This is a genomic window from Pseudomonas sp. GW823-FHT03E05 (assembly GCF_058796855.1).
This window is the reverse complement of the sequence record NZ_JBXAJB010000001.1, coordinates 637,010-657,454: the sequence shown is the minus strand read 5'-3', so window position 1 is coordinate 657,454 and position 20,445 is coordinate 637,010. Positions and strand designations below refer to the sequence as shown.

Below are 20,445 nucleotides of genomic sequence, written 5' to 3'. Positions count from 1 at the left end.
CATTTCGCAGTGTCTCTGAAAAAAGCAGGGCCGCCCGGGGGCGTGACGCGCGCAATCACAGCATTATTCCGGGGATTATTCAAACACCGGCTGCGCCGGTTGTGATGCCCCGCGCAATCGCTTCTGGCCACCCATGTCATCCGCCAGGTAAGCCGCTCCCTGGCATCGCTGCAACGATTGAGGCTCTGACGGCAGAACTCGCTCCCCCCTAGAAGCGCGCCGCCAGCTGCTGATACAGCGCCATGGGCAAGCTGATTCCTTCTATTTGCGCCCGGGCCCAGGCCTGCTGCTTGGCCTGCCCCGGAGGGTGAACCCCCAGGGTGGCCAGGCGCTGCATCTGCCGCGCCAGTCGAGCCTCGAACTGCTCGTCGAGCAGGTGCGGGGCGATGGCGATCACCAGCAGGCCCGAACCCGGCGATTGTGCGCCGCTTCGAAAATCGGGCGCATCCAGCGACCAGTTGCCCCCGGCGACACCGCCGGCGAGCACTTCGACCAGCAACGCGATGTTGGCCCCGCGACTGCCGCCGAACGCCAGCAAGGCACCGTGCATGGCCTCCCGGGCACTCAGGGTGGCTGCGCCCTGGGCATCCACTGCCCAGCCTTCGGGGATCGCCTCCCCGGCCTCGGCCGCCTTGAGGAGGTTGACGAAGGCCGTGGCGCTGCTGGCCTGGTCGATCAGCAGCAAGCGCCCGTCGCCGCAGGGAGCGGCGAAGGCCAGGGGGTTGGTGGAATAGATCGGCTGGCGCTGGCCGGCCACGGTCAACAGCGCCGGGCCGTTGCAGAACGCCAATGCCACCAGGCCTTCGGCGGCCAGGCGCCGGGTGTAGTAGCCCAGCTCGCCACAGGTAAACCCGTTGTGCAGGGCAAACAGGCTGATTCCCAACTGCCGGGTGCTGTCACACACAGCGCCAAAGGCCTGATCGAACCCCAGTTGCGCAATGCCCGCGCGCGCATCGCAACGGATCATTGCCGGGGCCAGTTGGGTGATCAGTGGCTTGGCCAAGCCCGCTATGCGCCCGCTGGCAAACCCGTGCAGGTAATCGGCCAGATGCTCGAAACCCACACTGGCCAGGCCATGACCCTGGGCCGATACCGTGGCCTCGGCCAGAGCCTGGGCCACTTCCTGGCTGCTGCCGGCCTGCAGGCAGCAGCGCTGGGCAAAATCCCTGGCCTCTGCCAGCGACAGATACTTGAACGCTGCACTCTCTTGCATCGATTGCTCCCTGACGCTGCTGCACAACCGCCCTGGCCACCGGGCCCGGGGCTGCGGGTCATTCCACCAGGCGTGGCGCCCCCACGTTGGCGGCTTGTTTATCCAGGCCGAACGAGCCGAGTATCTCGGCAATTTCGCCAGAAGCATGCAAGGCCTGAATGTTTTCATTGAGCGCCTCACTCAGCGCCGTATTGGCCTTGGTGTGGGGAAAACTGGTCTGCCCCGGCTCCAGGGTAGCCTTAACCCGCGGGTCGGGCTCCGAGACCTTGATGCTCATGCCCCGGTAGGCACCCTTCTGCTGCGAAGCCACGCCCACCGCGAAGCTGTCGATGCCCAGCGCAATCCGCTTGGCCGCCAGGTCCTGGGCCATGGCCACCGGGTTGGGATAGAGCACCAGATTGTCGCCAAAGGCCTTTTTCAAGTCGTCGACCCACAGGTAACCCTGCACCGTGCCGATGCGCTGACCTTCGAGCTCGGAGATTTTCGAATAGCCCTCGCTGGAAATGATCCCCATCACGTCCAGGTACAGCGGCGCGGTCAGACCCAGGACCTTGCTGCGCTCGGCGGTACGGTACCAGTCGCCGATGCCGACGTCGGCCCGCCGTGCGATCACCGACTGGACCACCGCCGCCGGGTCCACCACTGTCAGCTTGATATCCAGGCACTCCCTGGCAGCGATGCGCTTGATGATTTCACCATCGACCCCGCTCAACTGGTTGCCCGGCCCGGGAATCGAGTACGGCGGGAAGACCCAGGCCGCGACGCTCAACACCCCCGGAGTCAGGGTTTCAAACGTGTGGGCCGGCTTGCAGTCGGCCAGAGCCTGGGGGGCACCAAGCAGCACCGAACCTCCCACCAGGGAGGAACAAAGGAACGCCCAACGAACAATGCGTTTGAATGAACGGATCATGGCTTCACCTGTGCATGGGTTGCATTAAGAGAATGGCAGCCGAAAGACGGCTCAAGCAGGTCATGCGTGCTGGCTGGGGGCCAGTTTTTTCTCCAGCGCCGCCACACCCAGGGTCGCGGGCGCACACACAGCGGCATACATCAGGCCGGCCAGGGTCAGCACCGGCATGTACTCGAAGGTGGATGAACCGATGGCCGAGGCGCGGCTGACGATCTCCGGGAGCGCGATGGTGAAACACAACGACGCGGCCTGGAACATCATGATCGAGAACCCCAGCAACGACGGCAGAGCCACCCGCATCGCCTGGGGCAAGATGATGAAACGCAGTGCATCGAAGCGGTTCAGGCCGATCACCTCGGCCGCCTCGTTCTGCCCCTGGGCCACCGCCTCGATGCCGCCACGGATGATCTCGCTGGTGTAGGCCGCAGTGCAGTAGGCCAGCGCCAGGGCTGCCGCCCAGAAAGAACTCAGGGTCAGGCCCGCCGAAGGCAGGCCGAAATAGAAGTACTGCAACAGGATCAACGCCGGCGCGCCACGCCCAAGCTCGACAATCAGCAACGAGGGGTAGCGCACTGCCCGGCGGGGCGCCGACACACCCAGCGCCAGCAACAACCCAAGGACCACCCCCAGTGCCAGGCTGGCGGCGGTTACCTGAATTGACAGCACAAAACCCTTCCACAGCTCGGGAAACCAGGCCAGCCACATCGTCAGGATCTCGTTCATCGGGCAATCCTCTGCTTCAGGGTGGCCGACAGCCAGCGCGAGAACAGCGCCACCGGTACGCTGAGAATCAGGTAGACCAGCGCCGCCACGCTGTACACCTCCAGCCCTTGAAAGGTTTGCTGGGACATCTGGTACGCCTGGAAGCTGACGTCACCGACACCGATGGTCGAGGCCACGGCCGAGTCCTTGAGCAACCCATTGCATAGGTGGCCGAGGTGGGAATGGCGATGCGCACCAGTTGCGGCAGCATCACATCGAAAAAGCGCTGGGGCGCCGACAGATTGAGCACCTGCGCCGCCTCGTACTGCCCCTGGGGGATCGCCGCAAAGGCACCGCGATATACCTCCGACATATGCGCCGCGGTGATCAGCCCCAGGCCCAGCACCGCGGCAGCGAACGGCGACAAGGCGATGTAGCCGCCTCCGATGCCGAAGAAGATGAAGAACAGCCAGACGATGGGCGGTATCGAACGCAGGGTCAGCACCAGCATCGCCGCCATCCAGCGACACAGCTTCAGGTTCGACAGACGCAGGGCACAGAGTGGAAAGCCCAGCACCACGCCGATGCAGAAAGCGCCCAGGGTCACGCTCAGGGTCCCGGGCACGCCGCGCAACAGGACCAGCAGAATATCCGCCATCAGCGATTCCTCACGGCCTGGAGAAACTGCGCCACCCGCGCGTGCTGCGGCTCGCGCATCACCTGGGCGCTGGGCCCCTGCTCGATGATCCGCCCTTCGGCCATCACCACCACCCGGTCGGACACCGTCTCGGCAAAGTGCATCTCGTGGGTCACCACCAGCATCGACATGCCCTCGCGCGCCAGCTCCTTCATCACCGCCAGCACTTCCAGGCCCAGCTCGGGGTCCAGGGCCGAGGTCGGCTCATCGAACAGCATCAGCTCCGGATCCAGCGCCAGGGCCCGGGCGATGGCGATGCGTTGCTGCTGGCCGCCGGAGCAGCGCGCCGGATAGGCGTTGGCCTTGTCCGCGAGCCCCACCCGGTCCAGCAACTGCAAAGAGCGGGCGTCAGCTTCCTCGGCGCTGCGGCCGAGGGTGCGGACCTGCGCCAGGCTGACGTTGCGCAGCACCGTAAGGTGCGGAAACAGGTTGAACGACTGGAACACCATGCCGATGCGCCGGCGCAGATTGAGCAGCTCGCTCCGGGGCAGCGGGCGCCCGGCTTCGATAGCCACCCCGCCCATGCTGACCCGTCCCCGGGTCGCGGGCTCCAGTTGGTTGATGCAACGCAGCAAGGTGCTTTTACCCGAGCCGCTGGGGCCGATGATCGCCACCACCTCACCCTTGGCCATCTCGAAACACACGTCGTGCAATACGGGGTAAGGCCCGAATTGCTTATGGATCGCCTCCAGTCGCAGGAAAGGTTCGGCGCTGGGTACCGGGGGCGGTGCCAGGGGGCTGGCGTTTTCGATCACGGTCATGCTGCTCATTGTTTTTCTCCGGACAGGGTAGACGCCGTGCCTGCAAGAATCAGGCAACAACCACTGCTATCGATCGCCGTCGACTAACGGGGTACGGGAAAGCTTGACCGCTCCAGCAGCGGTAATCAGCACCTGCTCTTCGAGCTTCACGCCTTCATGGCCGCCCCGCTCGCCGATGTAGCTCTCCACCGAGAGCACCATGTTTTCCTCGAAGTGGCCGTCATAGCCCCACTCGGCAAAGTCCACCGCGTAGGCCACGCTGGGGTACTCATCGACCAGGCCCACACCGTGCAGCATCATCATGTAGCGGTTGTGCTCGAACTGCCTGGGCACCGGCCAGCAGCCCTCGGCGAACTCGCGAAACGACAGCCCCGGGCGCAGCAGGTCGAGATTGAAACTGATTTGCTGCGAGGCGATGTCCAGCAGGTCGCGCTGGGCCGCCGTCGGCGCCTTGCCGGGGCAGATGAAGCTGCGGGAGATGTCCGAGAGATAACCGCCCGGGCCCACCATGTCGGTGTCGAAACAGACCATCTCCCCGGCCGCGATGAGCTTGTCCGAGGCGTCCTGGAACCAGGGGTTGGTGCGCGGCCCGGAGTTCAGCAGGCGGCTCTCGGCCCACTCCCCGCCCTGGGCCACGTTGGTCCCGTGCATGATGCTCCACAGCTGGTTTTCGGTGATGCCCGGCACCAGGCTGGCGCGCATGCGGGCAATCGCCAAGTCGCACACATCCATCGACACCCGGTGGCTGGCAATCTCCTGCACCGACTTGATCAGCCGCGCCTGCTCCATCAGCGGCTGGGCATCGAACAGCTGAATGCCCCTGGCCTTGAGCTTTTCCGCGCCCCAGGGGTCGCAGCGGTCCACCGCCAGGCGACGATTGCCGGCGCCATGCCGGGTCAACAGGTCGGCCACCTCCAGGGCCCAGCGTTCGGCCTTCTCCTCGACCCGTGGGCCGGCCAGGAAATACAGCCAGGGGATCGCCGGGCGAATTTCATCGATGGTCTCGATGTGCTCACTGTTGTGCCGGCTGCTGTCGAACTCGAACAGCACCACCGGGCCATCGGTGGCCACGAATACGTAACGGCTAGGGGAATGCATCACCCACAGGCCGAGGTTATTGGTATCGGTGGCGTAGCGGATATTGATCGGGTCGGCCAGCAGCACGCCGGCGTAATCCTGCTTGCGCAGTTGCTGGCGAATGCGCTCCAGGCGGTACTGGCGCAGCGCCGGCCGGTCGATCGCGGCATAGGCCGCCAGCAGGCCGTTGTCCACCGGGGCCAGGGCATGGCCGGTGACGCTGGCATCACTGCGATAGTGCAGAGGGCTTGGGGGAACGACATTGAGCAGCTCGGTGAAATCGGTATCCGTGTGCATGCAACAACCTCCGCTGGGAAGAGTTTGAGGTTTATCAAAACCAGTCAGACCAACGTTCGGGGCAGTGACTTGACGCTAGGGAAACGGATGACGGCTGTCTTTCTTATTGTGCAAAACAGGGCGCAAGCAGTGGCTAGAGGTCCTTGACCAGGCGCAGTGCGTCGTAAATGGCCGCGTGGGTATTGCGCGATGACACTGCATCGCCGATCCGGAACAACTGGAAACGCCCCTGAGGGTTGGTCACCAGGTTTTGCGCGGTGCCGGCAATCAGGTCCTTGTACTCCACGGCGCCTTCGTTGGTGGCCATGGGCTGCAGTTCGAAATACAGCTCGTCCAGGGGCCGGGTGCCGTGGTTGACCACGATCTGGTCCACCAGTCGGGTTTTCTCCAGGTCGCTGTAGTCGGTGCCGATGGTCGCCAGCAACTGCTCGCCCTGGCGCTCCACGGCCTTGAGCCGGTAAGTGACGGTAAAGGTGGTGTCCAACTGCTGCAGCGAGCGCATGTAAGGCACCAGGTTCATGCCCATCACCTCCGGCGCGAACGAGCGATCGGGGGTCATGATCTCGGTCCTGGCGCCGCTGCGGGCAATGAACTCGGCAGCCTGCAAACCTGCGTGATCGCCGGCATCGTCGTACACCAACACATTGCGCCCAGGCTTCACGTCGCCGGAAATGATGTCCCAGCTCGACACCAGCCACTGGTTGCCGCTGTGCAGGACTTCGGTATGGGGCAAACCGCCGGTGGCGACGATCACCACGTCGGGGTTTTCATCGAGGACCATCGCCGCATCGGCCCAGGTGTTGAAACGAAACTTCACCCCCAGGCGCTCGCACTGCGCCATGCGCCAATCGATGATGCTGATCATCTCCTTGCGCCGCTCGGACTGCGCGGTCAGGCGCACCTGCCCGCCGGGCTGGTCGGCCACCTCCAGCACCAGCACTTCATGCCCGCGCTCGCCGGCGACCCGCGCCGCCTCCAGGCCACCGGGGCCGGCGCCGATGATCAGGACCTTGCGCGGGTGCGCGGCCTTCGGCACCTCGTGGGGCATGCTGGTTTCGCGGCCAGTGGCGGCATTGTGAATGCAGTAGGCGGCGCCGGCGTTGTAGATCCGGTCCAGGCAATAATTGGCGCCGACACAGGGGCGGATTTCATCTTCACGGTTCTCGATGATCTTGCGCACGATGTGCGGGTCGGTCATGTGCGCACGGGTCATGCCCACCATGTCCACCAGGCCCGAGGCAATCGCGTGGCGGGCGGTGGCGACATCGGGGATCTTCGCCGCATGGAAGGTGGGGAAACCGGTCAGGGCACGAATCTCCCCGGCAAAGTCCAGGTGCGGTGCATTGCGCATGCCCTGGATCGGGATGATGTCGGTCAACCCGGCATCGGTGGCGATATTGCCGCGAATCACGTTGAGAAAATCGACCATGCCGCTGTCTTTCAACAGCTGCGAGATGTGCAGCCCCTCCTCTTTCTCAAGGCCGCCGGCCAGCACCTCATCGCCGGTGTAGCGGATGCCGACGATAAACTCCGGGCCCACCCGCTGGCGAATCGCACTCAGCACCTCGAAGGTAAACCGCAGGCGGTTGTGCAATGAACCGCCGTAGGCGCCCTCCAGCTCGTTGGTCAATGGCGACCAGAACTGGTCCATCAGGTGGCCGTAGGCCTGCAGTTCGATACCATCCAGGCCGGCGGCCTGCATGCGTTCGGCGGCGTCGGCGTAATCGCGGATGATGCGTTCGATATCCCAGATTTCCAGCTTCTTGGGAAAGGCTCGGTGTGCCGGCTCCTGATTGTGCGAGGGCGACACCACCGGCAGCCAATCGCCCTTGTCCCAGCGGGTGCGGCGCCCCAGGTGGGTGAGCTGGATCATCACCGCCGCGCCATGCTCGTGGCATTCGTCGGTGAGGTCTTTCATCCAGCCGACCACTTCGTCCTTGTACGCCAGGATGTTGTTGAACACCGGTGGGCTATCGCGGGAGATCGCCGCCGAGCCTGCAGTCATGGTCATGGCCACGCCGGCCTTGGCGCGCTCGACGTGGTAGGCCCGGTACAATTTCTTCGGCATGCCCTCTTCGGGGTACGCCGGCTCGTGGGAGGTGGTGATAATGCGGTTGCGAAGTGTCAGGTGCTTGAGGCGATAGGGCTGAAGAAGCGGATCGTTATTCATATCGGTCTCGCATACTGGTCATCAGGCAAGGCAGACGATAGACCTCAATGTACACCAGTGTCAACGACACTGACAGTAGTGTACATTCGCCCCGTCAAGGTTAAACGGACAAGGAAAAAATGCCCCATGAAAGCAACCAGCAACAATGTGGAAGCTGCCGGCCGCGGCTCTCTGGAAAGCTGGCTCAACGCGGCCTATGAGAGCCTCAAGGAATCGGGAGTGGATGCGGTGCGGGTGATGCCGCTGGCGAAGAAACTCAACCTGTCGCGCACCAGTTTCTACTGGTATTTCCAGGACCGCGAAGCCCTGCTCGAAGCCCTGGTTAATCTGTGGAAGAACAAGAACACCTTGAGCCTGGTGTCACAGTCCGAGGCCTATGCCGAATCCATCACCGAGGCGATTCTCAACGTCTTCGACTGCTGGCTGAACAGCGAATTGTTCGATTCACAGTTCGAGTTCGCCATGCGCAGCTGGGCCCTGCAATCCCCCGAAGTGGCGCACGAGATCCGCCAGGCCGATGCACAGCGGGTGCAGGCCCTGGCACAGATGTTCGACCGTTTCGGTTTCGCCCATGACGCCGCCGTCACCCGCGCGCGCTCGATCTACCTGACCCAGATCGGCTACATCAGCATGAACACCCAGGAACCGATGGCGCAGCGCATGCGCTACATCCCCGAGTACTTGAAGATCTTCACCGGCGTGGAGCCCCTGCCCCGGGAGCTGGACCGGTTCTTCCAGCGCAACGGTTTTTCAGCGGCCGAGCTTTAGAACTGAGGCGGGCCGCCGCTTGGCCCGCCGGCGTTGCTCAATACCCTGTTCAGCCTGTGCCGGTTCGGCCGGGGGCTGAGCAATCTCGACCAGGCATCCCGAGACGCCCCCCCACCCCCGTGTAAAAAACCACGCCTGCACGCATTGACAAGGCAGAGGCAAAAACTCAACATGCCTGCACTTGTAGGACAACCAACAACCAACAACTAACAAGTGCCGCTTTTCAACCGTGATGACGCGCGAAAGGCTGTCGAGGGGATGAAATCCATGTCTCACTTGCGACCCGCCACCGACTCGCCGCCTTTGTGCGCGCCCCCTGGAGCAGAGGTCCGGGCCCCGAGCTTCGTAATGCCGGCCGGGGCATGCGACACCCATGCACACGTAATCTCCGGCGATCTTGAGCGCTATCCACTGGTAACCGACCGTAGCTACACCCCGCCTCCGGCACCTGAGGCGCTGTATCTGGAGGTGTTGCGGGCGATGGGAATGCAGCGAGGGGTTTTGGTGCAGCCGAGCGTCTATGGCACCGACAACCGGTACATGCTCGAAGTGTTGCAACGTCATCAGGAGCAACTGAGAGGGGTCGCGGTAGTAGACGAACACGTTGGCGACGACGAACTGGCGCATATGCATGCCTTGGGTGTGCGTGGTGTTCGCATCAACGTTCTGTTTCGAGGCGGAGTGAATCTGGACTTGATGGAGCACCTTGCCCATCGAATTGCCGACCTTGGCTGGCATATGCAGTTTCTGATTGATGTTCGGCTTCTAAGTGAGATTGAGGCTCGGATGGCCAAGTTGCCTTGCGCTGTCGTGATTGATCACTTCGGGCACTTCCCGGCCCATCTGGGCATTAAGGAACCGGGGTTTGAGTTGCTGCTGAGGAACGTGGCGGAGCACGGTTGGTGGGTCAAGTTGTCGGGCGCTTACCGCCTGAGTGATCAGCGTCCGGACTATGCCGATACAGATGCGCTCGCCCATGCCTTGCTGGCCGTTGCCCCGGAACGAATGGTGTGGGGCAGCGACTGGCCTCACGTAGCACTCGAAAGTACACCCGACACAAGTTCATTGCTGGATCGCTTGCTTTCATGGGCGCCCAGCGAACGCCAACGACAGAGCATTCTGGTTGATAACCCTGGCGCCCTGTACGACTTCAAATAACAAAAACAATAACCAAGCAGAACTGCGGTGCTGCCCGGAGAATAATAATGAGTTGGTTTAGCGAACTTAATACCGTTGAAAAACGCACCTTCTATTCCGCATTTGGTGGCTGGGCCTTGGACGCCCTGGATTTCATGGTGTTCACCTTTGTCATCGCCTCGCTGATGACCCTTTGGCACATTGACAAGGGTTCAGTGGGGCTACTGAGTACCGTGACGTTACTTTTCTCGTCCATTGGCGGATGGGGAGCGGGCATTCTGGCAGACCGATACGGTCGTGTGCGGTTGCTGCAGATCAGTATTCTGTGGTTCTCGATCTGCACCGTATTGATCGGCTTTGCGCAAAACTTCGAACAGTTATTTGTCCTTCGGGCACTGCAGGGGCTCGGGTTCGGAGGTGAGTGGGCCGTGGGATCGGTACTGATCGGCGAAATGGTTCGAGCACAACATCGCGGCAAAGCCGTGGGTATCGTGCAAAGCGGATGGGCCATTGGCTGGGGCGCCGCCGCACTGCTCTACACACTGTCTTTCAGCTTGCTTCCCGAAGATATTGCCTGGCGGTCGCTGTTTTGGATCGGCATCGTTCCGGCACTTCTGGTCCTCTACATTCGTAAATATGTACCAGAGCCCGAGGTATTCCTGCGGACTAAAAAGCACCAGAGCGAAACAGGCAACTCGGTTCCTTTCTGGCACATTTTCTCACCCTCGCTCCTGCGCACCACGCTGCTATCCGCCCTGCTCTGCATGGGCGTTCAAGGTGGCTACTACGCAATCACCACGTGGTTGCCGGCCTATCTGAAACTGGAAAAGGGCCTGTCGGTCTTTGGCACCGGTAGCTATCTGATGGTGGTCATCATCGGTTCATTCTTTGGCTATGTCTGCGGCGCCTTCCTGTCTGACCGCCTGGGGCGGCGCCCCAACTTCATCATCTTCGCCGTTCTGTCGGCCATCAGTGTGGTCTGCTACATGCAACTGAACTTGACCAACACTCAAATGCTGTTTCTCGGCTTTCCACTGGGCTTCGCAGCTTCAGGTATCTACAGCGGCATGGGCGCCTTTTTGACTGAGCTTTATCCTTCAGCAGTGAGGGCCAATGGCCAGGCATTCTCCTATAACTTTGGGCGAGCGGTAGGCGCTCTGTTTCCCGGACTCGTAGGCTTTATAAGCGCCAAATACAGCCTCGGCACCGCCATCGCGATCTTCGCGGGAGGAGCCTACTGCCTTGTCCTGGTGGTGACCTTCTTCCTCCCGGAAACCAAGGGCAAGCAATTACACTGAGCCAGCCATCATTTGTTAGAGTAACGCCCACGCAATGTTCGTTACGTGGGCGTTTGACGTTTCAAGCTTTTGAAACTGACATTTGATGACTGAGTAAAATGACTATAAAAGCAATTGGCCGACGCGATCACTTCTCGGTTGAAATTTTTCGTCACCTGGAAAGCGAAATACGTGAAGGTCGACTCCGCCCAGGTGATCGCATCCCCACGGAAAGCCGGTTGGCAGAGGCCTTTGCCGTTAGCCGAAATGTAGTGCGTGAAGCTGTCGCTCGGCTCAATTCGGCCGGCCTCGTCGTCAGTCGCCAGGGGCTTGGGGTATTTGTTGCAACCGAAGCCAACCAAAGCAGCTTCCGGATTACTCAAGAGGAGCTCACCGATAGCACCAAGCTGCGTCAACTGTATGAGCTGCGCCTGGACCTCGAAGTCGCCGCGGCCGCCATGGCCGCCAGGCGCCGGTCACTCAGTCAGTTGAACAAGATTGAAGCGGCACTGGACACCCTGCGCGCCAGTATCCAAAACCGTCAGGACATGGTGGAACACAGCCTGCAGTTCAAGCGCGCAATTGCCGATGCCACAGGCAATGAATACTTTCGCAACTTCATCATTTTTCTGTGCAGCCACGTCTACGAAGCGGCGTTACTGGAGAACCACCTGGTTCGCTCCAGCGACCTTGGCGAGACGCTACTGGCTGAGCATCAGGCGATCTTCGAAGCGATCAGGCTCGGCGACCCCGACCTTGCCAGACGAGTCACCTGGCAACAAATCATCAACTCCGCCGAACGCAACGGATTGCGAGGATTGCAAGGTTGGGAAATCACTCGGATGAGTTCGCTGGGAGAGACCTACGCACCGCAATGCGCAGGCCCGGACCCTGAACCTCGTACATTGCCACGCACCTTGCCTGACGGCGCGTGCGACTGCCACTTCCACGTTTTTGGTGACGAGAATGGCCAACCCTTCTCTCCTCACCGCTCCTACACGCCGCCGCCCGCTCCACTGGAGGCATTTCAACGCGTCCAAAAAACCCTGGGGCTAAGTCGCGGGGTCATCGTCCAACCCAGCGTCTATGGGGCGGACAACAGCACAACGCTCGCGGCCCTGAAAGAAGCGGGCAGCGCATTCCGCGGCGTTGTGGTGATCGATGCCGATACCGATACAGAAACCTTGTGGGCAATGCATCGCCTCGGGGTGCGCGGCGTGCGCGTCAACCTGATCTTCAAAAGCGGTGTCGAGGTATCGGATGTTGCAGCGCTGGCAGAAAAAGTCGCGCCACTTGGCTGGCACCTACAGCTACTGATCGATATCACCGAGTTCGCCGACTTGTACGAGACCGTGGCCAGCCTGCCCGTCGCAGTCGTCATCGACCACATGGGGCACATGCCCACCAGTTGCGGGCTGGGCCATCCAGGATTCACCGACCTGCTGCGGCTGTTAAAAGAAGGTCGTGTGTGGGTCAAGCTTTCGGGGGCTTATCGCTTTACAGCATCGAAGGACTTCCCTTACGACGACGTAACGCCCTACGCTCGGGCGTTGATCGAAGCGAATCCAAACCGCTTACTGTGGGCGAGCGACTGGCCACATCCTTGTATACCGGTACCCATGCCCAACGATGCCAGTCTCCTGGAGATGCTGTTTAACTGGGTTGAAAACGATGACGCGCTCATCAAGCAGATTTTGGTTGATAACCCTGCAAAGCTCTATGGGTTCTGATACCGCTCGACGATCTGCGCACATCGGTTTTCGCTGGACCGATGGCCTCCAATCAATACCTGGAGAAACGCGAGGCGGCCAAGCCGCCTCAGGCTCGCGCCAATCAGCATCCTGAAGATGGGGTGGCAGTGTCGCGCAGGAACCTCAGCAACGCCTGGAGCGGGTGCAGGACAAGCTGCCCGTCCTTGCGCTTGACCTGGCTTCGACACGAGTACCCATCCGCCAGCAGGCGCCCTGCCCCATTAAGACGGGCCACCAATGGCCCCCAGGACTGTCGGTAAATAACCTCGGACGTCTCGGCATTTTGTGTTTCGTGCCCGTAGGTTCCGGACATTCCACAACACCCACTGGCTTGCACCTGCAACCTCAAGCCGACTCGCGCATAGATCGTCTGCCACAGGCTCACACTGCCCGGCTCGTTGGTCTTCTCGGTGCAGTGCGGCAGGAAGTAGTAAGTACCTTCGTCGGCGCTCACCGCTGATTGCACAAGCACCTCCACAAGCCATTCCTGCGGCAGCAGGACCGCTGGGGCCTGGTCCTCACCCAGGGTCTTGACGTACTCCTGGCGGTAAACCAAGGTCATCGCGGGATCAAGCCCCACCAACGGAATCTGATATTGATGCAGTTCGCGAAGCGATCGGGCGTTGAAATGCGCGGCTTGTTCGAATGCCTTTAGAAAGCCCTGAACCTGCAGCGGCTTGCCATTGGCCGCGAACGGCGCGATGTACACCTCAAACCCGAGCCTGGAAATCAACTCGATCCAGTCCGCGAGCAGCGGTGTCTCGAAATAACGGGTGAAGGCGTCCAGCACGAGAATAACGCTGCGTTTACGCTGCGCCTCGTCCAGCCCTTCAAGAAGCGCTGGCGACGCCACGCGTACCTTCCAGAGGCGGCAAACGTCATCAAACTTCAGCAAGCTCAGCACCGGGCTGTCGACCATACCGGCAACGCGCCGAAGAAACGCCCCCACCATCCCAGAACCGATGATCCCGTTGTACAAGCGCGGCACACGGGCCAAGTAGGGAATCGTGTACTCCAGAGAACCGATGAGGTAATCCTTCAACGGGCGCAGATATCGGCTGTGGTATAGCTCGAGGAATCGCGAGCGAAAGTCGGGCACATTGACTTTCACCGGGCACTGACCCGCACAGGACTTGCAGGCGAGGCACCCTGCCATCGCCTCGTAGACCTCATGGGAAAAGTCTTTCTGGCCCATCTTGTGCGCAACCGTATTGGCAGCACGCCTGGCGAAGCTGATCACCGTCGCCGCTAAAGGGCGAGCCCCTTGTGAAACCAACACATCGACACCTTGCTGCCCCTGCAAGCGCAGCCACTCCCGGATCAGAGAAGCGCGCCCCTTGGGCGAGTGAATTCTATTTCGAGTGCCCTTCCAGGAAGGGCACATGGCGTCATCGGGGTCGAAGTTGTAGCAGGCGCCGTTGCCGTTGCAATGGACCGCGGCGTCGTAATGCAACCACACCCGCTCATCAATCGTACGATCCAGCTCGCCGCGCAACGTGACCTCATCAACTCGAGTCAACCGAGCGTCAGGTAGCGTGTGTGGCGTGGCGATTTTTCCCGGGTTGAGTTGGTTGTACGGGTCAAAAGCCGACTTGAGTTCCTGCAGCGCCGGATAGAGTTCGCCGAAGTAGTCCGGCACATATTGCGACCTCAACCCTTTGCCATGCTCCCCCCAGAGCAAGCCACCGTGCTTTTGCGTCAGCTCGGCGACGGCATCGGAAATGGGCTGGATCAAGGCCGACTGGGCGGGGTCTTTCATATCCAGAATCGGCCGCACATGCAGGACCCCGGCGTCAACGTGGCCGAACATGCCATATTCCAAACCATGGCTATCCAAAAGCGCCCGAAATTGCGCAATGAAATCAGCCAGGTTCTCGGGAGGAACCGCAGTATCTTCAACGAACGGCTGGGGCCTGGCAGAACCTTTGACATTCCCCAGCAGCCCCACCGCACGCTTGCGCATCGCGTAAACCCGCTTCAATGCCTCTGCACCGATGGCAAGGGTGTGCCCCAATCGCACCACACTGGTGTCCTGCTGAAGGTGCCGGACAAACTCATGAACACGCAGCTGAACCACTTCCTCATCGTCGCCACTGAACTCCACCAGGTTGATTCCCAGGGTTGGCACATCGGGGTCTTGGGGAAAGTACTCGGCGACTCCGTGCCAGACGATGTCGTTCATGGCCAGCCCGAGGACCTTGGAGTCGACCGTCTCGATGGACAATGGCTCGAGCTGCATCAACGCCTTGGCATCGCGCAATGCATCCATGAAGCCCGCGTAACGTACGTTGACAAGGATCGAGTACTTGGGAATGGGCAACACATTCAGCGTGGCTTCAACAATGAAACCCAGTGAGCCTTCGGACCCACACAGGACACTGTTCAGATTGAATCGGTCATTCGGCTCACGCAGATGCGCCAGGTCATATCCCGTCAAGCAACGGTTCAACTTGGGAAAGGTATGCTCGATGAGTTCGGCGTAATCATGGGCGATCTGCGAAGCACATCGATAAATTGCCCCAACCTTGTCGTCGCGATGTGCTTGCGCCTGCCAGCAATCTCGCTCCAGGACTGCACTATCGAGCCGCTCCCCGCCTATCAGAATGGTAGAAAGCGCCAGGACGTGGTCACGGGTTTTTCCGTAGGTACAGCTTCCCTGACCGCTTGCGTCGGTATTTATCATCCCGCCGATCGTGGCCCGATTCGACGTCGACAACTCCGGTGCAAAAAACAGTCCGTGCGGTTTCAACGCCGCATTGAGCTGGTCCTTGACCACACCGCTTTGCACACGCACCCAGCGCTCCTCGACGTTGATCTCAAGGATGCCGTGCATATGACGCGACAGATCCACCACAACGCCGCTCGTCAACGATTGGCCATTGGTTCCGGTTCCGCCGCCACGCGGCGTGAGTACCACCGAACTGAACGACGCCAGCGCCGCAAGGCGGGCCAAGAGCTCGACATCTTGCACATTTCTGGGAAACACCGCGGCTTGAGGCAGACGCTGATAGATCGAGTTGTCGGTTGCCAGCACTGTCCTCACAGCATGATCGCGAGCAATTTCTCCCTGGAATCCTTCTTTCTCAAGGCGAGCCAGGAACAACTCACAGGGTTCGTTTTTAGTTTCGTGGGGAGGCAACCTGGCAATCATGGTGGAATTCCTAGCGGCGATACGGCTAATCTGAGCATTCTCGTTATGTATGCTTCCTAGCCCGAGGCCTGGCTCAGGACAAAGGCCTTTCCACCGATTTTGTGGGGACAAGACAATTCACACAAACGTAAAACCTGCAGCATTTCCATGAGCTTTATGAATGAACCCACGAAGACTGACCCCCTCGATGTCCCTGCTGATCGCTTTCGAGGCAGCAGCCCGACATTGCAGCTTTACCAAAGCGGCAGACGAACTTGCCCTGACTCAAAGCGCTGTCAGCCGGCAAGTGCAGGCTCTGGAATCACAGCTTGAGGTCTCGCTGTTCAAACGTGAGGGAAGAAGAATCGAACTCACCGCTGCCGGCGCGCTTTACCAGCATGAACTCACTGCCGCACTGGGCCGAATTCGAAGCGCTACCCTGCAGACAATTGCCTTCAAGGAGGAAGAAGGCCCATTGAACCTCGCGGTACTGCCGACCTTCGGTTCAAAATGGCTGCTGCCCAAAATGCATGAATTTTATGCGCGTCATCCCAGGAGCCTGGTGCACGTCCACTCGAGGATCATTCACGCCGACAACCCATCCAGCGTGAGCGACATGCAGGCCATCATCTACGCGGGAAAAGGCGACTGGCCGGGCTACGTATCGCACCTTTTGCTACAAGAAAAACTGGTGGTTGTCGCCAGCCCCAAAGCGCTGCCGGACAGCCTTGAGATGTCGCTCAACGATGTCACCAATCATTTGTTGTTGAATGTCGTTTCTCGACCCAATAGCTGGTCTGATTGGTTTGACCTCAACAAACTGGACCACCAGAAAATGCGGACAGGCCCAAGCTTTGAGCTCACGGCTCACCTTATACAGGCGGTATCCGCTGGCGTCGGCATTGGGCTGGTTCCCGATATTCTGGTGCAAGACGAAATCAAATCCGGGGCACTGGTAAAACTGTTTGGCCCTATGGAAAGCGGTCGCAATTACTATCTGACCTGCGCGGCGCGCTATCAGCATTATCCGGCGCTTGAAACATTCAGCGCCTGGCTGTTATCCGAGAGTGCCATCGTGAGCGCCTGAACAGGCCAGGGGCCGGATGTTCATCACCGCTCCAGCAACGAACCGATTCAGCGCTGCCCGGATTCAAGCCTTTTGAGAAGGACTCAATTCCTGGATTTGAAGGCGCTGGATGGTGCTGGATTTCAGTTAAGCCCGCAGAAACGAAAAAAGGACCCGAAGGTCCTTTTTTCGATCGCTGCAGAATTCGTGGAACTCTGCAGCGCTATGTTTGGAGCGGGAAACGAGACTCGAACTCGCGACCCCGACCTTGGCAAGGTCGTGCTCTACCAACTGAGCTATTCCCGCAACGTCTTGGTGTTGCGCATTCTATAGAAATCCGAATGCGCGTCAAGCCTTTGATTCAAAAAAACTTATTTTTTCTCGTTGTCAGTTTTCAGGTGCGGCCAGGCGGCTCGCAGATACTGCAGCATGGACCACAGGGTCAGGCCTGCTGCGGCCAACAGCAAGGCGTAACCTACCAGCACCCAGAAACTGAAGTCCGAGGGATTGGCCAGCAAAATCACCAGCGCCAGCATTTGCGCCGCCGTTTTCCACTTGCCCATGTTCGACACCGCCACCTGCGCGCGGGCGCCGAGCTCGGCCATCCACTCGCGCAGCGCCGAGATGACGATTTCACGACCGATGATCACCGCGGCGGGCAAGGTCAGCCACAGGTTGTGATGCTCCTGCACCAGCAGCACCAGGGCCACCGCCACCATCAGCTTGTCGGCCACCGGGTCGAGGAACGCACCGAACGGCGTGCTCTGCTGCAGGCGCCGCGCCAGGTAGCCGTCCAGCCAGTCGGTGGCGGCCGCGAAGGCAAACACCGAACTGGCGGCCATGTAGCTCCAGCTATAGGGCAAATAGAACAGCAAAATGAAAATCGGGATGAGCAGGACGCGTAGAACGGTGATCAGATTAGGGATATTCATCGGCACAACTGGCTACGAGGTGATTGGGCATTCTACTCGCTGTGCAGGTTTGCATAAATCAACTCTGCGAGCTTTTTACTGATTCCCGGTGCTTTGGCAATCTCGTCGATGCTTGCACGGGACAGTTCCTGCAATCCACCAAAATGTTTGAGAAGGTCCCGCCGACGCTTCGGCCCGACGCCCGCCACCCCTTCCAGGGTCGAGGTACGCCGGGTCTTGCCACGCCGTGCGCGGTGACCGGTGATCGCGAAGCGGTGAGCCTCATCGCGGATTTGCTGGATCAGGTGCAGCGCCGGCGAGTCACCCTTGAGGGTGAATTCATGGGCTGCGTCGTTCAGGTACAGGGTTTCGAAACCGGCCTTGCGGGTCGCGCCCTTGGCCACGCCGAGCAGGATCAGGTCCGGCACCGCCAGCTCATTGAGCACATCCCGAGCCATGGACAGCTGGCCCTTGCCGCCGTCCACCAGAAGGATGTCCGGCAGCTTGCCCTCGCCGTCCTTGAGCTTGCTGAAGCGTCGGGTCAGGGCCTGGTGCATGGCGGCGTAGTCGTCGCCGGCGGTCACGCCTTCGATGTTGTAGCGCCGGTAGTCGGACTTCAGCGGCCCTTCCGGCCCGAATACCACGCAGGAGGCTACAGTGGCCTCGCCGCTGGAATGGCTGATGTCGTAGCACTCCAGGCGCTGCGGCGGCTCGTCCAGGTTCAGCACCTCGGCCAGGGCTTCGAAACGTGCGGCCACGTGCTGGCGGTTGGCCAGGCGCGCGCTCAGGGCCTGCTCGGCGTTGGTTACCGCCAGTTGCTGCCAGCGGGCGCGAGTACCGCGTACCCGGTGGCTGATGGTCAACTCGCGCCCGCGCAGCTCGTCGATGGCGGCGATCAGGGTCGGGAAGTCCTCATGGACCACGTTGACGATCAACTCGGAAGGCAGGTCGCGTTCCGGGCTGCTGACAAAATACTGGCCGAGGAACGCCGACATGACTTCGGCCACGTCCTCCTCGATACCCACCTGGGGAAAGAAGTTCTTGCTGCCCAGTACCCGGCCGCCGCGCACGCTGATCAGGTGCACACAGGCGCCGCCAGGGTTGACGAAGGCCGCCACCACATCCACATCGCCCGTGCCACCTTCCATGCTCTGCTGGTCCTGGACCCGACGCAGCAGGGAGATCTGGTCCCGCAGTTCGGCGGCCTTTTCGAAATCCAGGGTGCTGGCGGCGGCTTCCATGGCGGTGGAGAGTTCGTCGGTCAGGGCATTGCTGCGCCCTTCCAGGAACATCACCGAGTGGCGCACGTCCTCGGCATAGACCTCAGGCTCCACCAGGCCGACGCAGGGCGCCTTGCAGCGTTTGATCTGGTACTGCAGGCAGGGCCGCGTACGGTTCTTGTAGTAGCTGTCCTCGCACTGGCGGACCATGAAGGTCTTCTGCAACAGGCTGAGGCTTTCGCGGATGGCGCCGGCGCTGGGATAAGGGCCGAAATACTTGCCCTTCTGCTTCTTCGCCCCGCGATGGATGCTGAAACGCGGAAAGTCGCCGTCCGAAAGAAACACGTAGGGGTAGGACTTATCGTCGCGCAGGAGAATGTTGTACGGCGGCCGCCACTCCTTGATCAGCGTCTGCTCCAGCAGCAGCGCTTCGGTTTCATTGGCGGTGATGGTGGTTTCGATCTGCGCGATGCGCGCCACCAGGGCGGCGGTCTTCGGCGCCTGGCCGGTCTTGCGGAAATAGCTGGAGAGCCGGTTCTTCAGGTTCTTGGCTTTACCGACGTAAAGCAGGCGTGCATCGCTGTCGAACATGCGATACACACCGGGGCGGCCACTGCAGGTAGAAAGAAAGGCACTGGGATCAAACTGGTCGGTCATTTCAGAGGCTGGCATCAACCATGCCGTGACGAACCGCCAATAGCGTCAACTCGACATCGCTGCTGATCGAGAGCTTCTCGAAAATGCGATAGCGGTAGGTATTCACGGTTTTCGGCGACAGGCACAGCTTGTCGGAGATGATCTGCACCTTCTGGCAGCCGACAATCATCAGCGCAATCTGGATCTCCCGTTCCGACAGGGCGTCGAACGGTGAATCACTGGAAGGCTGGAATGACTTGAACACCAATTGCTGAGCGATCTGCGGGCTGATATAGCGCTGGCCGGCAAATACCAGGCGGATGGCCTGGACCATTTCGTTCAGACCGGCGCCCTTGGTCAGATAGCCCGCCGCACCCGCTTGCAGCAAGCGGGTAGGAAAGGGATCTTCCTCGCAGACGGTGACCGCCACGACCTTGATGTCCGGATGACTGCGCAGCAGTTTGCGCGTGGCTTCGAGGCCGCCGATGCCTGGCATCTTGACGTCCATCAGGACCACATCGGGCTTCAGCTCCCGCGCCTTGAGCAGGGATTCTTCCCCTGACTCCGCCTGCCCGACTACTTGCAGGCCATCGATGTCAGCCAACATTCGTGTAATGCCCGTACGAACGAGATCATGGTCATCGACTACTAGCACCCTTATCAAGCAGACACCTCGCGATATGGTCTTTACAGGTTGCCCGACACCTTAGCAAAAAAGCGGC

The 20,445-nt window shown here is 60.7% G+C and carries 15 protein-coding genes, 1 tRNA gene and 1 pseudogene; 5 read left to right on the top strand and 12 right to left on the bottom strand.

Translation table 11 applies throughout. From position 1 onward, the window contains the following. Positions 1–208: 208 nt before the first annotated feature. The 7 genes and pseudogenes from AC1RCO_RS02965 to AC1RCO_RS02935 form a co-directional block, all read right to left on the bottom strand. On the bottom strand, positions 209–1,213 hold the full coding sequence (locus AC1RCO_RS02965; RefSeq protein ID WP_404672547.1) for an Ldh family oxidoreductase: 1,005 nt from the start codon (positions 1,211–1,213) through the stop codon (positions 209–211). Positions 1,214–1,271: 58 nt separating this feature from the next. After that, positions 1,272–2,123 (bottom strand): substrate-binding periplasmic protein, encoded by an 852-nt coding sequence (locus AC1RCO_RS02960; protein WP_220222817.1) that lies wholly within the window; start codon positions 2,121–2,123, stop codon positions 1,272–1,274. A gap of 60 nt (positions 2,124–2,183) precedes the next feature. Continuing rightward, positions 2,184–2,846 carry an amino acid ABC transporter permease gene (locus tag AC1RCO_RS02955; RefSeq protein ID WP_019094845.1) on the bottom strand — a complete coding sequence of 221 codons (663 nt, stop codon included), beginning with the start codon at positions 2,844–2,846 and terminating at the stop codon, positions 2,184–2,186. Then, positions 2,843–3,483 (bottom strand): annotated as a pseudogene (locus AC1RCO_RS02950) (amino acid ABC transporter permease). The gene AC1RCO_RS02955 and the pseudogene AC1RCO_RS02950 overlap by 4 nt, the downstream one beginning before the upstream one ends. Beyond that, entirely contained in the window at positions 3,483–4,292 is an 810-nt protein-coding gene (locus AC1RCO_RS02945; protein ID WP_011061830.1) for an amino acid ABC transporter ATP-binding protein, read from the bottom strand. The pseudogene AC1RCO_RS02950 and the gene AC1RCO_RS02945 overlap by 1 nt, the downstream one beginning before the upstream one ends. A gap of 57 nt (positions 4,293–4,349) precedes the next feature. Continuing rightward, positions 4,350–5,657, bottom strand: a complete 1,308-nt coding sequence (locus AC1RCO_RS02940) for a M24 family metallopeptidase (RefSeq protein WP_210458482.1) — start codon at positions 5,655–5,657, stop codon at positions 4,350–4,352. 133 nt (positions 5,658–5,790) lie between these two features. Next, positions 5,791–7,827: an NADH:flavin oxidoreductase gene (locus AC1RCO_RS02935; protein WP_011061832.1), complete on the bottom strand. Its 2,037-nt coding sequence runs from the start codon at positions 7,825–7,827 to the stop codon at positions 5,791–5,793. 126 nt (positions 7,828–7,953) lie between these two features. Here AC1RCO_RS02935 and AC1RCO_RS02930 point away from each other — a divergent pair, with 126 nt between their 5' ends. The 4 genes from AC1RCO_RS02930 (at position 7,954) to AC1RCO_RS02915 (ending at position 12,739) form a co-directional block, all read left to right on the top strand. Next, positions 7,954–8,595 carry a TetR/AcrR family transcriptional regulator gene (locus AC1RCO_RS02930; protein ID WP_011061833.1) on the top strand — a complete coding sequence of 214 codons (642 nt, stop codon included), beginning with the start codon at positions 7,954–7,956 and terminating at the stop codon, positions 8,593–8,595. Between the two features lie 348 nt (positions 8,596–8,943). Beyond that, on the top strand, positions 8,944–9,753 hold the full coding sequence (locus tag AC1RCO_RS02925; RefSeq protein WP_492617358.1) for an amidohydrolase family protein: 810 nt from the start codon (positions 8,944–8,946) through the stop codon (positions 9,751–9,753). A 47-nt stretch (positions 9,754–9,800) separates the two neighbouring features. Further along, positions 9,801–11,030 (top strand): MFS transporter, encoded by a 1,230-nt coding sequence (locus tag AC1RCO_RS02920; protein WP_011061835.1) that lies wholly within the window; start codon positions 9,801–9,803, stop codon positions 11,028–11,030. Positions 11,031–11,128: 98 nt separating this feature from the next. Continuing rightward, positions 11,129–12,739: an amidohydrolase family protein gene (locus tag AC1RCO_RS02915; protein WP_015636006.1), complete on the top strand. Its 1,611-nt coding sequence runs from the start codon at positions 11,129–11,131 to the stop codon at positions 12,737–12,739. A 103-nt stretch (positions 12,740–12,842) separates the two neighbouring features. Here the strand turns inward: AC1RCO_RS02915 and ydiJ are convergent, their stop codons facing one another. Continuing rightward, a complete protein-coding gene (gene ydiJ, locus AC1RCO_RS02910; protein ID WP_492617357.1) occupies positions 12,843–15,911 on the bottom strand; it encodes a D-2-hydroxyglutarate dehydrogenase YdiJ in 3,069 nt (1,022 codons plus the stop codon). Positions 15,912–16,071: 160 nt separating this feature from the next. On the opposite strand from ydiJ, the gene AC1RCO_RS02905 reads away from it, so the two are divergent. Next, positions 16,072–16,977 carry a LysR substrate-binding domain-containing protein gene (locus AC1RCO_RS02905; protein WP_015636008.1) on the top strand — a complete coding sequence of 302 codons (906 nt, stop codon included), beginning with the start codon at positions 16,072–16,074 and terminating at the stop codon, positions 16,975–16,977. A 209-nt stretch (positions 16,978–17,186) separates the two neighbouring features. On the opposite strand, the gene AC1RCO_RS02900 is transcribed toward AC1RCO_RS02905, so the two are convergent. The 4 genes from AC1RCO_RS02900 to gacA all read right to left on the bottom strand — a co-directional run bounded on the left by AC1RCO_RS02900 (position 17,187) and on the right by gacA (position 20,387). After that, a tRNA-Gly gene (locus tag AC1RCO_RS02900) sits at positions 17,187–17,262 on the bottom strand. A gap of 65 nt (positions 17,263–17,327) precedes the next feature. Next, on the bottom strand, positions 17,328–17,888 hold the full coding sequence (gene pgsA / locus AC1RCO_RS02895) for a CDP-diacylglycerol--glycerol-3-phosphate 3-phosphatidyltransferase (protein WP_011061839.1): 561 nt from the start codon (positions 17,886–17,888) through the stop codon (positions 17,328–17,330). Positions 17,889–17,920: 32 nt separating this feature from the next. Continuing rightward, the gene (gene uvrC, locus AC1RCO_RS02890; protein WP_041118779.1) at positions 17,921–19,744 is read right to left on the bottom strand and encodes an excinuclease ABC subunit UvrC; all 1,824 of its coding nucleotides are present in this window, start codon (positions 19,742–19,744) and stop codon (positions 17,921–17,923) included. A gap of 1 nt (position 19,745) precedes the next feature. Next, positions 19,746–20,387: a response regulator transcription factor GacA gene (gene gacA, locus AC1RCO_RS02885; RefSeq protein ID WP_011061841.1), complete on the bottom strand. Its 642-nt coding sequence runs from the start codon at positions 20,385–20,387 to the stop codon at positions 19,746–19,748. Positions 20,388–20,445: the final 58 nt, after the last annotated feature.

Coding starts and splice junctions, on each gene's coding strand:
- AC1RCO_RS02965 (WP_404672547.1), bottom strand. CDS start 1,213: ATGCAAGAGAGTGCAGCGTTCAAGTATCTGTCGCTGGCAGAGGCCAGG.
- AC1RCO_RS02960 (WP_220222817.1), bottom strand. CDS start 2,123: ATGATCCGTTCATTCAAACGCATTGTTCGTTGGGCGTTCCTTTGTTCC.
- AC1RCO_RS02955 (WP_019094845.1), bottom strand. CDS start 2,846: ATGAACGAGATCCTGACGATGTGGCTGGCCTGGTTTCCCGAGCTGTGG.
- AC1RCO_RS02945 (WP_011061830.1), bottom strand. CDS start 4,292: ATGAGCAGCATGACCGTGATCGAAAACGCCAGCCCCCTGGCACCGCCC.
- AC1RCO_RS02940 (WP_210458482.1), bottom strand. CDS start 5,657: ATGCACACGGATACCGATTTCACCGAGCTGCTCAATGTCGTTCCCCCA.
- AC1RCO_RS02935 (WP_011061832.1), bottom strand. CDS start 7,827: ATGAATAACGATCCGCTTCTTCAGCCCTATCGCCTCAAGCACCTGACA.
- AC1RCO_RS02930 (WP_011061833.1), top strand. CDS start 7,954: ATGAAAGCAACCAGCAACAATGTGGAAGCTGCCGGCCGCGGCTCTCTG.
- AC1RCO_RS02925 (WP_492617358.1), top strand. CDS start 8,944: ATGCCGGCCGGGGCATGCGACACCCATGCACACGTAATCTCCGGCGAT.
- AC1RCO_RS02920 (WP_011061835.1), top strand. CDS start 9,801: ATGAGTTGGTTTAGCGAACTTAATACCGTTGAAAAACGCACCTTCTAT.
- AC1RCO_RS02915 (WP_015636006.1), top strand. CDS start 11,129: ATGACTATAAAAGCAATTGGCCGACGCGATCACTTCTCGGTTGAAATT.
- ydiJ (WP_492617357.1), bottom strand. CDS start 15,911: ATGATTGCCAGGTTGCCTCCCCACGAAACTAAAAACGAACCCTGTGAG.
- AC1RCO_RS02905 (WP_015636008.1), top strand. CDS start 16,072: ATGAACCCACGAAGACTGACCCCCTCGATGTCCCTGCTGATCGCTTTC.
- pgsA (WP_011061839.1), bottom strand. CDS start 17,888: ATGAATATCCCTAATCTGATCACCGTTCTACGCGTCCTGCTCATCCCG.
- uvrC (WP_041118779.1), bottom strand. CDS start 19,744: ATGACCGACCAGTTTGATCCCAGTGCCTTTCTTTCTACCTGCAGTGGC.